Origin of the sequence: Streptomyces jeddahensis (assembly GCF_001642995.1) — a bacterium.
GTDB classification, from domain to species: domain Bacteria; phylum Actinomycetota; class Actinomycetes; order Streptomycetales; family Streptomycetaceae; genus Streptomyces; species Streptomyces jeddahensis.
On the sequence record NZ_LOHS01000084.1, the window covers coordinates 125,953 to 139,747 of the forward strand.

Annotated in this window: 13 protein-coding genes; 5 read left to right on the plus strand and 8 right to left on the minus strand. The window is 70.0% G+C overall.

Features of this window, described 5'->3' with window-relative positions; all coding sequences use genetic code 11:
- Positions 1–181 precede the first annotated feature (181 nt).
- A complete protein-coding gene (locus STSP_RS18020; RefSeq protein WP_067278846.1) occupies positions 182–787 on the minus strand; it encodes a GOLPH3/VPS74 family protein in 606 nt (201 codons plus the stop codon).
- 612 nt (positions 788–1,399) lie between these two features.
- Between STSP_RS18020 and STSP_RS18025 the strand changes: the two genes are divergently transcribed.
- Together STSP_RS18025 and STSP_RS18030 are read left to right on the plus strand one after the other, a co-directional pair.
- Positions 1,400–2,344 (plus strand): ribose-phosphate diphosphokinase, encoded by a 945-nt coding sequence (locus tag STSP_RS18025; RefSeq protein ID WP_067278849.1) that lies wholly within the window; start codon positions 1,400–1,402, stop codon positions 2,342–2,344.
- 209 nt (positions 2,345–2,553) lie between these two features.
- The gene (locus tag STSP_RS18030; RefSeq protein ID WP_067278852.1) at positions 2,554–2,982 is read left to right on the plus strand and encodes a VOC family protein; all 429 of its coding nucleotides are present in this window, start codon (positions 2,554–2,556) and stop codon (positions 2,980–2,982) included.
- Between the two features lie 55 nt (positions 2,983–3,037).
- Here STSP_RS18030 and STSP_RS18035 read toward each other — a convergent pair whose 3' ends face one another.
- Positions 3,038–3,499 (minus strand): MarR family winged helix-turn-helix transcriptional regulator, encoded by a 462-nt coding sequence (locus STSP_RS18035; protein ID WP_067278855.1) that lies wholly within the window; start codon positions 3,497–3,499, stop codon positions 3,038–3,040.
- Positions 3,500–3,690: 191 nt separating this feature from the next.
- Here STSP_RS18035 and STSP_RS18040 point away from each other — a divergent pair, with 191 nt between their 5' ends.
- Entirely contained in the window at positions 3,691–5,892 is a 2,202-nt protein-coding gene (locus STSP_RS18040) for an ATP-binding protein (protein ID WP_107441328.1), read from the plus strand.
- A gap of 111 nt (positions 5,893–6,003) precedes the next feature.
- On the opposite strand, the gene STSP_RS18045 is transcribed toward STSP_RS18040, so the two are convergent.
- The 6 genes from STSP_RS18045 to STSP_RS18070 all read right to left on the minus strand — a co-directional run bounded on the left by STSP_RS18045 (position 6,004) and on the right by STSP_RS18070 (position 10,632).
- Positions 6,004–6,885 carry a metal ABC transporter permease gene (locus STSP_RS18045; protein ID WP_067278856.1) on the minus strand — a complete coding sequence of 294 codons (882 nt, stop codon included), beginning with the start codon at positions 6,883–6,885 and terminating at the stop codon, positions 6,004–6,006.
- Entirely contained in the window at positions 6,882–7,754 is an 873-nt protein-coding gene (locus tag STSP_RS18050) for a metal ABC transporter ATP-binding protein (protein WP_067279030.1), read from the minus strand. Before STSP_RS18050 ends, STSP_RS18045 begins: the two co-directional genes overlap by 4 nt.
- Positions 7,755–7,801: 47 nt before the next feature.
- Positions 7,802–8,746, minus strand: a complete 945-nt coding sequence (locus STSP_RS18055; RefSeq protein ID WP_067278859.1) for a metal ABC transporter solute-binding protein, Zn/Mn family — start codon at positions 8,744–8,746, stop codon at positions 7,802–7,804.
- A gap of 324 nt (positions 8,747–9,070) precedes the next feature.
- On the minus strand, positions 9,071–9,463 hold the full coding sequence (locus STSP_RS18060; protein ID WP_067278860.1) for an SCO5389 family protein: 393 nt from the start codon (positions 9,461–9,463) through the stop codon (positions 9,071–9,073).
- A 78-nt stretch (positions 9,464–9,541) separates the two neighbouring features.
- The gene (locus STSP_RS18065; protein ID WP_078067283.1) at positions 9,542–10,009 is read right to left on the minus strand and encodes a Fur family transcriptional regulator; all 468 of its coding nucleotides are present in this window, start codon (positions 10,007–10,009) and stop codon (positions 9,542–9,544) included.
- Between the two features lie 236 nt (positions 10,010–10,245).
- Entirely contained in the window at positions 10,246–10,632 is a 387-nt protein-coding gene (locus STSP_RS18070; protein ID WP_067278863.1) for an ArsR/SmtB family transcription factor, read from the minus strand.
- 144 nt (positions 10,633–10,776) lie between these two features.
- Between STSP_RS18070 and STSP_RS18075 the strand changes: the two genes are divergently transcribed.
- Positions 10,777–12,783, plus strand: coding sequence for a heavy metal translocating P-type ATPase (locus STSP_RS18075; RefSeq protein ID WP_078067290.1), 2,007 nt, complete (start codon positions 10,777–10,779; stop codon positions 12,781–12,783).
- Between the two features lie 233 nt (positions 12,784–13,016).
- Positions 13,017–13,793: a DinB family protein gene (locus STSP_RS18080; RefSeq protein WP_067278866.1), complete on the plus strand. Its 777-nt coding sequence runs from the start codon at positions 13,017–13,019 to the stop codon at positions 13,791–13,793.
- Positions 13,794–13,795: the final 2 nt, after the last annotated feature.

Here is a 13,795-nt window from a genome sequence, read left to right on the forward strand (position 1 = left end):
CATGTCCGGTTCTGTCGCGCGCGTGGGCACGGTTCAGGTCGTGTTCTGCGGATCGTGTTCTGCGGATCAGCCGCGGTGGCCACCTGCTGCGACGGGATCAGCAGCAGCACCTCCGCGGCTTGCGGACCTGCTGCCGCGAGACGCGCCTCGGGAACGGCGCGCCATACCGCGCGTGCCTTCGTCAATCACCACGCCAAATGTTGTCGAAGGCCGCCTCGTCGAGGGTTCGCCGTTGCCGTACGCCCCCCAGTTCCCTCAACGCGTCATGGACGGCGGCCAGCACTGTCGCCACCGGGTCGTCGACCACAGTCGGGGAGTCCTCCGTCGGCTGGCCGCCGATGCCGATGGCGGCCGCAAGCGCGGCGAGGACGGGCTCACCCGATGTCCAGCGGTGCACCGCCAGGCGGCGAGCGGGCGAATCGACCAGCACCATCTGGGCGGTCCGGAAGGGCGTCCAACGGCGGCGCTGCCGCGTGAGCAGCCCCTCCCCTTCGAGGGCGCCCAGATAGGCCGAGGACAGTCCGCGGCCTCTGCGCCACAGCCAGTCGCCCACCGATTCGTACGGTTCCTGGCGGGCGAGCGACGACGCGGCCTCGTCCAGCAGACGATCAGCGATTGCCGACGGTTCGCCCGGCACGATGCGATCCCCGTCCAGTCTGATGGCCTGTGCTCTCAGCAGGTCGATCACCTCGGCTCCCGCGAGCGCCAGCGACAGGTCACCTTGCTCCAGAGGCCGCTCGGATGCCGCATCCATGGCAATGATCAACAGGTCTCGCGGTGTGGTCATGATTCGCTCCACGTCAGCAGGCATCAGTGGCGACGCGTCGCTGAGCAGATGGTCTTCCGGCAACCGGCGCGACACCGAGCCGCAAGATCACAGGTGGGAGAGCTGGGTCTGGTTTCGGTGGAGAAGTACGCAGTCTGGGCGAGGCTCCGCGTGGTCTCCGGCGCCCAGCCGTCAAGACCACTCCACACGAGCTTACGAAGGGAGCGCGGCAGCTGCATCCCGCGCCGGGCCTGCCTGCCGGGAGCGCGCATCCGGCCGCCATCGAGACCGGCGCCTGTCGCATCGTCCTGAGACGGCGACTGGGTAGTCAGCTTGCCCGTTGAGGCCGGGCGGACGTCAATTCGTGGATCAGCTTTGTGGCGTCACGGAGAAAGATGCGGTTCGCTTTCGTTCATGGCCGGGTCGGCTGCTCGCATGTCTCCGGCCTCTGCGGCGAAACGTCCGCGCTGCGGCCCGAGCCGAGTAACTCACCGGTCTGCATGTCCGGACGCTATCCACCCATCAGCGGGTTCAGCCGCTTCCCCCCTGCCGAGCCACTGCATCCCTGCCGCGCCGCAGGCCCAGGGGCCAGTAGCATGCGGATGCATCGCACTGGATCAAGTGAGGAGCGTCGTGCGGGAGATCGCCGTATTCAGTGGCAGTGCCCATCCCGAGCTGGCGGCCGAGATGTGCGCGCACCTGGGAGTTCCGCTGAGCCCGGTGAAGGTCGACCGGTTCGCGAACGACTGCCTCGAGGTGCAGCTGCAGGCCAACTGCCGTGAACGGGATGTCTTCCTGGTCCAGCCCTTGGTGGCTCCCGTTCAGGAGAACCTCGTCGAGCTGCTGCTGATGTGCGACGCCGCCCGCGGCGCCTCGGCCAGCCGGATCACCGTGGTGATGCCGCACTACGCCTATGCCCGCTCCGACAAGAAGGACGCGCCGAGGATCTCCATCGGAGGGCGCCTGGTGGCGGACCTGCTGGTCACGTCGGGAGCCAGTCGTGTTCTGGCGCTGACACTGCACTCGCCGCAGGTGCACGGATTCTTCTCCGTCCCGGTGGACCACCTGCATGCGCTGCAGGAGCTGGCGCAGTACTTCCGACGCTATGACCTGTCCAACACCACGGTCGTTTCTCCCGACTTGGGCAACGCCAAGGAGGCGGCGGCCTTCGCCCGGCTGCTGGGCACGAAGGTGGCCGCCGGAGCCAAGCAGCGCTTCGCCGACGACCGGGTGAGCATCAGTTCTGTCATCGGGGACATCGCCGACCGCGACGTCATCGTGCTGGACGACGAGATCGCCAAGGGCAGCACCGTCCTGGAGCTCTTGGAGCGTCTGCGCGAGCTGGGACCCCGCTCGATCCGCGTCGCCTGCACGCACGGACTGTTCTCCGCGGGAGCACTGGGGCGCCTGTCCGACCAGCCTGACGTGCTGGAGATCGTGTGCACCAACACCGTGCCCATCCCGATCGAGCACCGCACCGACAAGCTGCGGGTGCTGTCGATCGCCCCGGCCCTGGCCGAGGCTGTGCGGCGCATCCACAACGGCGAGTCCGTCAGCGCCCTGTTCGACGCCCACTGATCTGACGGCTTTGCCCATATGCCATGGCTGTTTCCACGTCGGTTGCGACCCGCGACTGCGCCACCGTCCTTGTCGAGGGCCCCGCATCGTCCCCGTGGTCATCAGCAGCGGAGGCCGGCCGTGAACGCGTCCCACCTGGTCGCTCTCCTCCGGGCCGGAGCCCGCTTCGGACGCGGGCACCTCCTCGAGCGCGCCAAGGCGGCGAACGCGTGAGCCGACCGGTGCATGGCGCGCTTCACCACGTCGAGTTGTGGGTGCCGGACCTCCACCGCGCGCTTGCCTCGTTCGGGTGGCTGCTGGAGGCCCTGGGCTACACCCTGTTCCAGAGCTGGGAGGGCGGCCGCAGTTGGCGGCTCGGGCCCACTTATCTGGTCATCGAGCAGTCCCCGGCCCTCACTGCCGGACAGCACGACCGCTGCCGCCCGGGACTGAACCACCTGGCCTTCCACGTCGAAGACGCTGCCACCGTCGAGAAGCTGGCCGCCAACGCCGCTCAGCACGGCTGGCACCTGATGTTCCCCGAGCGGCATCCCTATGCCGGCGGCGCACAGCATTACGCCGCTTACCTGGAGAACGGCGACGGCTTCGAGGTCGAACTCGTCGCGATCAAGCCACCCGAACGACCCGAACGACACTGAGATCAACCGATGCACAGCTCGTCCTGAGGAACCGCGCGGCGGCGGATCGTCGTGGTCAGGGCACGAAGTCGGTGTTGCCCCCGACATTGCCGATCATCCGGCGCAGCACCTTGATGGTGAGTACGAACTCCTCGTCGCTGACGCCTTCCCGTACCCGGGCCAGAGCCCCGGGAATGACGTCGTCCCGAATCTGCACCAAGGCAGTGGACCCTGCACCGGTGAGCGTCAGCCGACCGTCGAAGTCCGCTTCGAGCCAGCCTCGTTCGAGAAGGTCGTCGATGGCGGACCCCACGACCGAGGCGTCGACGTACGGCCGCACCTCGACGATCTTCTTCGCCACATCCTCGCGGGTGAGCCCGTGCTCGCTCTCGCTCACCCGGTACAGGGACCACCAGTGGCGTTGTGCGATGCCCAGTTGGTGCAGGGAGGCGTTGATGTGCCCGACGATGGCCTGGTTCGCCGCTCCGGTCCAGTAGCCCATCGGTTGCGTGAGCAGTTCCGCGTCGGTGAATTCCATCCTCAGAACCTCACTATGCGCAGATTCGGTTGACGAGGAGACGCTAAGACCTCGATCAAGGTTGAGGTCAACACCTCGCCCCCGCAGCGACCACCAAGTCTTCGCCGACATAACCTCGACGGAACGTCAGTGGTGTACGTACCGGCGGTAATTGTGCGTTTTGCCGCACACCCGAGTAGGGTGACTCTGCCATGCGACGCTCAGACGGCTCGAGTCACGGCCCGAGCAACCCCCCCTGCCGGCCGCCGAAGCCCGGCAACCTGGCCCTCGAACGCAACGCCTTCGTGGGCCGCTCGGCCGAACTCGCGGTTTTGACGGGTGTGCTGGAGGCGGGACGACTGGTCACGGTCACCGGGGTGGGCGGGGTCGGAAAGTCGCGGCTTGCAGCGCGGGCCGCGTCGCTGGCCGAACCACACGACGGCGTCTGGCTGGTGGAGCTCGCGTCGGTGAGCCGGCCGCACCTCGTCGAGTACGCGGTTGCCGAGGCGCTGGAGCTGACAGACCACACGTCCCGGCCGCCACGCCAGGTGCTGCTCGAGCATCTTGCGGAGCGCCGGCTCCTGCTCGTCCTGGACGGGTTCGAGCACCTCCTGGACGCCAGCCGGTCACTGGTGCGGGACCTGCTGAGACGGGCGCCGGGCCTGCGGGTGCTGGCTGTGGGACGCAGGCCGCTGGGCGTCGAAGGCGAACGGCTGTTCCCGCTCTGCCCGATGCCCGCGCAGGAGGCCGCCGAGCTGTTCGCAGACCGTGCCACCGCGGCACGGCCGGACTTCGCGCTGCACGACGGCAATCTCCCCGACGTACTGGAGGTCTGCCGGCGCCTGGACGGCATTCCGCTCGCGGTCGAGCTGGCCGCGGGCAGGTTGCGGGGGCTGTCTCCGGCGCAGCTGCTGTTGCGGCTGGACGACCGGTTCACGTTGCTGACGGGCGGCGTGAGTGGTGCTCTGCCGCGACACCAGACGCTGCGTACGGCCATCGGCTGGAGCCATGAGCTATGCACGCCCGATGAGCGGCTGCTGTGGGCGCGGCTCTCGGTGTTCTCGGGGCGCTTCGATCTCGAGGCCGCCGAATACATCTGCGGCGGGTTCGGGCTGGCCGACGATGCCGTGCTGGACGTGCTGGGCGAGCTGCTCGCGCAGTCGGTGGTGATCCGCGAGGAGACCCCGGCCGGCGTGCGCTACCGGATGCTGGACACCGTCAGGGCGTACGGCGCCGACTGGCTGGAGGCGATGGGCGACGGCCCCCGGCTGCGGCGCCGTCACCGCGACTGGTACGTGGGGCTCGCCACCTCCTGCGAGGTGGAGTGGTTCTCCGCCCGGCAGCCGGACGTCGCGGCGCGCGTCGATGCGGATCTGCCGAATCTGCGGATCGCCCTGGACCACTGTCTGTCAGAGCCGGGCGAGGTGCACCTCGGCCAGTATCTGACGGGCACTCTGTGGTTCTACTGGGTCGGCTGCGGGCGGCTTGCGGAGGGCCGGCACTGGCTGGAGCGGAGCCTGGAGCAGGCCTGCGACAACGAGGACGCGCGGCTGAAGGCGCTGCGGGCGCTCGGCTATGTGGCGATCCTGCAGGGCGACATGGTGCCCGCCCTGGCCGCACTGCAGGAGTGCCAGGCAGAGGCGAAACGTATCGGCAACATCACGGCGGCCACCGGCGCGGTGCACCTCATCGGGTTCCTCGAGCTGGTCACGGGCGACGTGCCACGTGGTGAGCAGCTGTTGCGGTCAGCCCTCGACCAGTACCACGAGATCGGCGAGCTCAACAGCAGTGTGCTGATCTGCCAGGTCGGCCTGGCGATGGCGATGGCCTTGCAGGGCGATCTGCCGGGCGCCGTCATGCTCTGCGAGGACGTGCGGACGGTATGCGACGACCACGGCGAGCGCTGGGCCCTGGCGTACGCGCTGTACGTCCTTGCCTTCGCCTCCTGGGCGGACCGCGATCTGGCGGCGGCACGGGAGCTGCTGGAGGAGTTCCTCGTCATCTGCCACGGATTTCACGATCTCCTCGGCACGGTGCTCGCGATCGAGACCTTGGCGCTGGTCACGGCGGAGGACGGAGACTTCGCGGAGGCCGCCCTGTTGCAGGGCGTGGCAGGCCGGATCTGGCCTTCGGTCGGGCTGCCCCGCTTCGGCTCCAGCCAGTTCAACGCGTCGCACGAGTTGTGCGAGGCGCTGGTGCGCGACCACCTGGGCGACGAGAAGTACGACGAGTGGCTGACCACCGGGGCGCAGCTCGGCACGGATGCGGCGGTGGCCCGGGTGCTGGACAGAAAGCACCGCGAGCAGGCGGGCCCGGTGCCGCCACAGTGTGGGCCCGGGCCGGATGCCTCCCAGGCCCCGAACCGGAGAGAGCCCGCCTCCTGTCCCACGGAGGGTGGGAAGGCGGCGGGCTGAAGCCCGGTGCTACCGAGGCACCCCGACAAGGTCGCCGATCGGTACGGCGTGGTCCGGGCGGCGATCCACCCGGACATTCACGACCGCCTCAGGGTGCTTGGCGCTCACCGGTCAGGCAGGCTGTGAGGCTGTCTTTCCGGCCCCCCACCGCCGGGTGCGGTACGTGCCCGCCAGGCGGCAGGCGGCGTACACGGTGAAGGAGATCGTTGTCACGTAGGGGCTGATGGGGATGCTGCTGCCCAGGGCGAGCAGGATGCCGCCCTCGATCGAGAGTACGGCGAAGACCACGCTGAGCACTGGCAGCAGCACTGGTGAGGCGGTGATGCGGGCGGCGGCCGCAGCGGGGGTGACGACGAGGCTGAGGACCAGCAGCGCGCCGACGATCTGCACCGACAGGGCGACCGCGAGTCCGAGCACGATCATGAAGGCGAAGGACAGTGCGCGCACCGGCACGCCGCGGGCCTCGGCGACGTCGGGGTCGGCGCTGGCGAAGGCCAGGGGGCGCCACATGGCCGCCAGGGCGATCAGTACCAGGGCGGAGGTGCCGAGCAGCCAGGTCGTCTGCGGGGTGTCGACGGCGACGATCTGCCCGGTGAGGAGGCCGAACTTGTTCGCGGCCCGGCCCTTGTAGAGGGCGAGGAACAGCACGCCGAGTCCGAGGCCGAACGGCATGATGATGCCGATGACCGAGTTGCGGTCGCGGGCGCGCGCGCCCAGGATCCCGATCGCACCGGCCGCGAGGAGTGAGCCGGCGATAGAGCCCGCGACGATGTTCGTCTCCAGCAGCAGTGCCGCCGACGCGCCCGCGAACGACAGTTCACTGATGCCGTGCACCGCGAAGGGCAGGTCGCGCATGACGACGAAGACTCCGGCCAGGCCGCCGACGAGGCCTAGCGCGGCGCCGACGATGAGGGAGTTGCGGACCAGTGCCAGGAGTTCGCCGTAGTTGTCGAAGCTGAAGATCTGTTGCCAGACCCCGTCGGCGAGCGTCATGGGCGCACTCCGTCCGTCTCGTGGAGTGCGTGGGCTCTGTCGGCGTCGTGGGGGTGGTGCGGCGGCGCGGCCGTGCCGTCGGGGGCTCCGACGACCACGACGCGGCCGTGGACGCGGACGACGTCGACCTGCGTGCCGTACAGCTGCGACAGCGCATGGGAGGTCAGGACCTCTTCCGGGGTCCCGACCCGGTGACCGCCCCGCGCCAGATACAGCACCCGGTCCACCAGGCCGAGCACCGGGTTGATCTCGTGCGTCACAAAGACCACGGCCGTGCCGTGGGAGCGGCGCCGGGCGTCCACCAGTTCGGTGACGGCCTGCTGGTGGTGCAGGTCGAGGGACAGCAGCGGCTCGTCGCACAGCAGGATGCGCGGGTCGGTCGCCAGGGCTTGTCCGATGCGTACGCGCTGCCGTTCGCCTCCCGACAGCAGCCCGAGGGGGACATCGGCGTACGCCGAGGCCCCGACCGATGCGAGGATCTCGTCCACCCGGCGGCGGACGGCGCCTGTGCGCACCCGTGGTCCAAAGCGGTGCCCGTCGATCCCGAAGCGCACGAGATCGCGGGCGCGCACCATCGCCTGTGCGGACAGTTCCGCCTGCTGGGGGACATAGCCGAGGTGCCGGGCGGCGTCGCGCGGAGGCCTGCCGAGGACGGTCAGCTCTCCGGCGGACAGCGGCTGCCGGCCCAGCAGCGCCCGTACGAAGCTGGTCTTGCCCGCTCCGTTCGGTCCGAGCACGGCCAGGAACTCCCCGGGCCGTACGTCGAGGTCGAGATCGCGCCACACCACGCGCTCGCCGTAGGACAGGGCGGCCCCGCGCAGACTGATCACCGCCGCGGTGTCGCTGCCGCCCGTACCTGCTCCGGACATGGTCCCGCCGTGGCGGGCCCGTGGCACAAAGGCCATGCCGGGCCGCCTCACTTGCCCAGCGCGCTCGCGAGCGCGTCGACGTTGGCGGTCATCCAGCCGAGGTAGTCCTCGCCCTTCGGCAGAGTCTCGGTCACGGGTACGACGGGAATGCCGGCCGCCTTGGCCGCGGCCTCGGCCTTCTCCGTCTGCGGGCCGGAGGTCTGCTCGTTGTAGACCAGTGCCTTGACCTGCTTGCCGGTGAACAGGCCCAGCGTGGCCTGCAGGGTCTTGGGGGAGACGTCGTCGCCTTCCTCGATGGCCTCGCTGAACGCCTCGGGCGTCTTGTTGACCAGACCGCACGCGTCGAGCATGTACAGCGGCACGGGTTCGGTGATGGCCACCGCCTCGCCTTCGTGGTCCTTCTTGATCTGGGCCTCCTTCGTCTCCAGCGGCTCCAGCTTCGCCTTGAAGGATTCCGCGTTCCCGGTGAAGGCGGCGGCGTCGTCGGGGTCGGCTTTGCCCAGGGCAGCGGCTATGCGGTCGGCGAGCTTGGCGACGGTGGGGACGTCGTACCAGACGTGCTCGTTGAGTTCGCCGCCCTTCGGGGCGGTCCTGCCGGACACCTTGACGGCGTTGATCACCTCGGCGGAAGAGCGGCTGCTCTTCAGCATCCGGTCGACGAAGTCGTCGTACCCGCCGCCGTTCTCGATGACGACCTTGGCCTTGGACAGCGCCAGCTGGTTCTGGGTGCTGGCCTCGTAGGAGTGGGGGTCCTGGGCGGGATCGCTGATGATCGAGGTGACGTCGACCTTCCCGGCGCCTATCTGCTTCGCGATGTCGCCGTAGACGTTCGTCGAGGCGACCACCGTGACTGCGGACGAGGAGGCCGGGCTCTGTGAGGTGCTCCCGTCGCTCCCGCCACTGCCGGAGTTCGATGAGCTGCCACAGCCGGTCAGGAGGACCAGGGCGGCTCCGGTGATGAGCGCCAGGCGCCGGGACGGGAACGTGGGCATGGGTCCTCCACGACAGGTGGGAACAGGGGCGTTGACGAGAGCTCGGTGAGCCGGTGCGAGCCGAGCCCGCATCACGCTAGATGGAAACGGATGTCAAAAACATGACCGAATCCGATCGATGTGACAATCATTGCCAAGGCTTGACGCTATGTGCCGCGGTCGATGACGGCGGTGCGGCTTTTCAGTACCGGCAGGTCCAGGGCGTGCGCGGTGCGGTCGGGCCTGCGCGCGTCACGCCCTCTCGGCGAGCCGGCGGGGGCGCGGCCAAACCGCGGCTCCGCCGCTCCACCCGGCGAAGTGAGGACGTGACGCGCTCCCGCGGGGTCAGCAGTCGCGGAGCTCGGGGGACTGGTTGAGGATCTGGGCGCGCAGGGAGGTGAAGCGGCTGTGGGTCTCGCCGCCGCGGCCCTCGGGGTGGAATACGGCCACGCGGTGGCAGTTCTGGAAGGCGAGAGCGACGCCGAAGTGCCGTTCCAGGCTGCCGCGGATCGCGTCGCTGGACAGTGCCCGCAACAGCTGACCGCGTTCCTTCTCGGAGGGCGGCGGGGTCTGGTTGTCGGCGAACTCGGCGTCGCCGTCCCCTAGTTGGGCGACCAGGCGGGCGATGAGGTCGTAGGCGTACGGCAGGGACGTGCGGACCGCTTCCATGAAGTCCTCCTCCCGCACCTCGCCGTTCTCGGCTTCGGCGAGCAACTGCGGGGAGACGTCGAGCGACATGAACTTGCCCTTTCCGGTGGTTCTGTGTGGTTTGGTATTGGGGGCGACCCACGCGGGTGGAACGGCGGCGTGCCGCCTTCAGTTCGCGCAGCTACGAGGCTCGCCCCGGTTGTCCTGGTGTGCCGGCTCCCAACGGCACGGCGGCTCTCCTTCTCCCGTGGTGGTGTGGCAGCCGGCGCACAGGCCGGTGAGTTCGACGGTGTGCTGCACCGCGGCGAACCCGGTCTCGGCGGCGATCCGGTCCGCCCACTGCTCGACGACCTCGGAGTCCACCGGGCGGCTGCTGCCGCAGCAGCGGCAGATCAGGTAGTGGCGGTGCCCCTCGGCGGGACGCTGACGATAAAGCCGTCCGCCGGCATCATCGCGTACGACGTCCACGCCGCCGGCCGCCTCCAGCTCGCGCAGCGCGCGGTAGACGGTGGTCAGGCCGATCGACTGGGCGTCTGCGACGAGCCGGGCGTACAACTCCTGGGCCGACACGAAGTCCTGACAGCTCGCGAGCACACGCATGACCGCCTTCCGCTGCCGGGTCGTGCGGCCGCCCACGGCAGATCACCCCCGTCAGCGCTCGCCGGTTCGATACATGGAACACCGTAGATGGAAATGAAATCCATGTCCATGTATGCGCGCGGGGCGGCGGGGATCATGTGTTGTGGGATTCGGATCCCAGTATTCGGCGTGCGGGCGTGCGGGCCTGCGGGCGAGCGGCGTGCGCAAGCCTGGGCCTGGCGTGGTGCCAGGCCCAGGGGAGATGTCTGTGTGCGGCGGCGTGATCCCGCTGGTCAGTCGACGGCTGTCGCCGTGACGGCGGTGGCCGGCATGTCGCGCAGGCCCAGGCGCAGGTGTTCCACGTGGTAGAGGGCCTGCTCCAGAAGTTCCGCGACGTGGTTGTCGTACAGCGCGTAGATGACCGAGCGGCCCCGGCGCTCACCGGTGACCAGGCCGAGGTTGCGCAGCAGGCGCAGCTGGTGGGAGCAGGCGGACTGCTCCATGCCGACGGCATCGGCGAGTTCGGTCGCCGCGCACGGGCCCTCCTGGAGGCGGGCCAGGATGCGCAGTCGGGATGGGGTCGCCAGGGCCTGGAGTGTGGCGGCCACGTCGGCGGCGCCCACGGTCTCGAGGCGCTCGCGTGCCGTCGCGGCGGTTCTGGTGTCAGCTCCGTGGCCCATGCCCCTCATTCTACGGAGCTGGAGCGGCCCGGCATGAAGAGATGAATCAGTCTTCATGTGTTCCTGTATGGTGGGGGTCGCAGCCGCCGGTGCGGCCGCTTGCCCGTATGCCCTGACGTGTCCCTCGTGAAGGACCCGACGCTGATGACCTCCACCCTTACTCCGCCCTCGGCCGGTGTGTCCGCGCATGCGCGTGACGCGGGCGTGCCCCGGCGGCGCACCCGGATCTTCGCGCTGCCCGAGGTGCGCTGGGCCACCGCGGCCACCGTCTTCTTCCTGCTCGCGCTGCCGTTGCAGCTCACCGACACCCCGGTCTCGCTGTGGGGGCCGCTGTACGCACTGGCGTACGTCACCGGCGGGTGGGAGCCGGGCTGGGAGGGGCTCAAGGCGCTGAAGGACAAGACGCTGGATGTCGACCTGCTGATGGTCGTCGCGGCGCTGGGTGCGGCCGCGATCGGGCAGGTGATGGACGGTGCCCTCCTGATCGTCATCTTCGCGACCTCTGGTGCGCTGGAGGCGCTGGCCACGGCCCGGACCGCCGACTCCGTGCGCGGACTGCTCGATCTGGCGCCGGCCACGGCCACCCGGCTGGGCAGGGATGGCACCGAACAGACCGTCCCTGTCGAGGAGCTGGCTGTCGGCGACCTGATCCTCGTACGGCCGGGGGAGCGCGTCGGCGCCGACGGCCGGGTGCTGGACGGGGCCAGCGAGGTGGACCAGGCGACCATCACCGGCGAACCGCTCCCGGTGGCGAAGGAACCCGGCGACGAGGTGTTCGCGGGCACCCTCAACGGCACGGGCGCGCTGCGCGTCCAGGTCGAACGTGACGCCTCCGACTCGGTGATCGCCCGGATCGTACGGATGGTCGAGGAGGCATCGGAGACCAAGGCGCCCACCCAGCTGTTCATCGAGAAGGTCGAACAGCGCTACTCACTGGGCATGGTGGCGGCGACGCTCGCCGTGTTCGCTGTGCCGCTCGCGTTCGGCGAGGAGCTGACCGAGGCACTGCTGCGGGCCATGACCTTCATGATCGTGGCATCCCCGTGCGCCGTGGTACTGGCCACGATGCCGCCGCTGCTGTCGGCCATCGCCAACGCAGGACGGCACGGTGTTCTGGTGAAGTCGGCGGTGGTGATGGAGCGTCTGGGGCAGGTTGACGCGGTCGCGCTGGACAAGACCGGCACGCTGACCGAGGGCGTGCCGCGGGTGGCAGACGTGCGGCCGCTGCCCTCGTCATGCCTGGGGGAGCGGGAGTTGCTTCGGCTTGCGGCCTCGGCTGAGCACCCCAGCGAGCATCCGCTGGCGCGGGCCATCGTGGACGCGGCGCGGGAGCGCGGTCTGTCGCTGTCCCCCGCGGAGGACTTCGAATCCACGCCCGGTGTGGGAGTGACCGCCATCGTCGACGGGCGACCCGTCGCTGTGGGGGCGCCGGGCCGGCTGCTCGACGGAGCGACCGACGCGACGGCCGCACACGCGACAGCCGCACATGCGGCCGCCATCGCCGCCGAGCTGGAGGAGGGCGGGCGTACCGCCGTCCTGGTCGAAGTCGACGGTATCCCGGTCGGCGTCCTCGGGCTGGCCGACCGGCTGCGTCCGGACGCCGCCGCCACCGTCGCGTCTCTCACCGCCCTCACCGGCGCCGCGCCCGCGCTGCTGACCGGCGACAACCCGCGCGCTGCCGCACGGCTGGCCTCTGAGGTCGGCATCGGGGACGTACGGGCCGGACTGCTGCCGCAGGACAAGGTGAGCGCGGTCAAGGAGTTCGAGGGCGCGGGCCGCAAGGTCCTGGTCGTAGGCGACGGCGTCAACGACGCCCCGGCGCTGGCCGCCGCCCACACCGGCGTCGCCATGGGCCGGGCCGGCTCCGACCTCGCCCTGGAGACCGCCGACGCGGTGATCGTCCGCGACGAACTCGCCACGGTGCCCGCCGTGATCGCCCTCTCCCGCCGCGCCCGGCGGCTGGTCGTGCAGAACCTCGTGATCGCAGGGACGTTCATCGCCGCGCTCGTCGTCTGGGACCTTGCAGGCACATTGCCCCTGCCGCTCGGCGTCGCAGGCCACGAAGGCTCCACCGTCATCGTCGGCCTCAACGGACTGCGGCTGTTGAGGGAAGCGGCCTGGCAGCGGGCCGCCTCGGAGAGCGGGCGGTGAGGCTTCAGCGGCCCTTCCCGCGGCAGGCGGCCGCGTTCCTCGGGCAACGCTGAACCGCCGCCCCAAGAGTCAGGCTCGCTTGCCGCACTGATTCTGACGGCGGGCCCGATTCTGACGGTAAGCCCGATTCTGACGGCGGGGCGGGCTGATTGCGGGTGGGCTGATTGCGGCGCTTGGGACGGTGCGCTCGATCTGCCGACGTCGGGCAGCGCTCCAGCCCTAGTCTGGCCGCCATGAGCGACAGTGACGTCACCGACCTCCGGGGCAGGGAGTTCGAGCGCGCAGACATGACGGGGGCGCGGTTCACCACGGTCAGCCTGAAAGGGGCGACGTTCCGGGCATGTGAGCTCCACCAGGTCGTGATGCGTGGCGTCGAGATGGTCGACGCCACCATCGACGGCGATATCCATGGCCTCGTCATCAACGGGGTTGACGTCGCGCCCTTGGTGGAGGCCGAGCTGGACCGTCGGCACCCCGACCGACCCAAGTTCCGGACGACCAGCCCCGAGGGGTTCCGGGAGGCCTGGGGCCTCAACGAGCGGCTGTGGGAGTCGACCGTCGCGCGGGCGCGCCGGCTGCCTCCGGAGATGCTGCACGCGTCGGTCGACGGCGAGTGGTCCTTCATCCAGACCCTGCGCCACCTCGCGTTCGCGACGGAGTCGTGGGTCGGCCGCTGCATCCTGGGAGATCCCAGCCCGTGGCATCCGCTGTCCCTGCCGTGGGACCAAATGGGCCCGCGGCCGGGAGTGCCGCACGACCGTGACGCGCGCCCGTCGCTCGACGAGGCGCTCGCCGTACGGCTCGAGGCGATGGCCATGATGCGGCGGGTGGTCGACGGCCTGACCGACGAGCAGCTCGACCGCCGGACCGAGCCGCTCGTGGGTCCCGGCTGGCCGGACGAGGGCGAGACCTTCCCCGTCCGCGAGTGCCTGCTGGTCGTCCTCAACGCGGAGTGGTGGCACCGCATGTACGCCGAACGCGATCTGGCGGTCCTCGAGGAAGGGGACTGAGC

Coding starts and splice junctions, on each gene's coding strand:
- STSP_RS18020 (WP_067278846.1), bottom strand. CDS start 787: ATGACCACACCGCGAGACCTGTTGATCATTGCCATGGATGCGGCATCC.
- STSP_RS18035 (WP_067278855.1), bottom strand. CDS start 3,499: ATGGAATTCACCGACGCGGAACTGCTCACGCAACCGATGGGCTACTGG.
- STSP_RS18040 (WP_107441328.1), top strand. CDS start 3,691: ATGCGACGCTCAGACGGCTCGAGTCACGGCCCGAGCAACCCCCCCTGC.
- STSP_RS18045 (WP_067278856.1), bottom strand. CDS start 6,885: ATGACGCTCGCCGACGGGGTCTGGCAACAGATCTTCAGCTTCGACAAC.
- STSP_RS18050 (WP_067279030.1), bottom strand. CDS start 7,754: ATGTCCGGAGCAGGTACGGGCGGCAGCGACACCGCGGCGGTGATCAGT.
- STSP_RS18055 (WP_067278859.1), bottom strand. CDS start 8,746: ATGCCCACGTTCCCGTCCCGGCGCCTGGCGCTCATCACCGGAGCCGCC.
- STSP_RS18060 (WP_067278860.1), bottom strand. CDS start 9,463: ATGTCGCTCGACGTCTCCCCGCAGTTGCTCGCCGAAGCCGAGAACGGC.
- STSP_RS18070 (WP_067278863.1), bottom strand. CDS start 10,632: ATGGGCCACGGAGCTGACACCAGAACCGCCGCGACGGCACGCGAGCGC.
- STSP_RS18075 (WP_078067290.1), top strand. CDS start 10,777: ATGACCTCCACCCTTACTCCGCCCTCGGCCGGTGTGTCCGCGCATGCG.
- STSP_RS18080 (WP_067278866.1), top strand. CDS start 13,017: ATGAGCGACAGTGACGTCACCGACCTCCGGGGCAGGGAGTTCGAGCGC.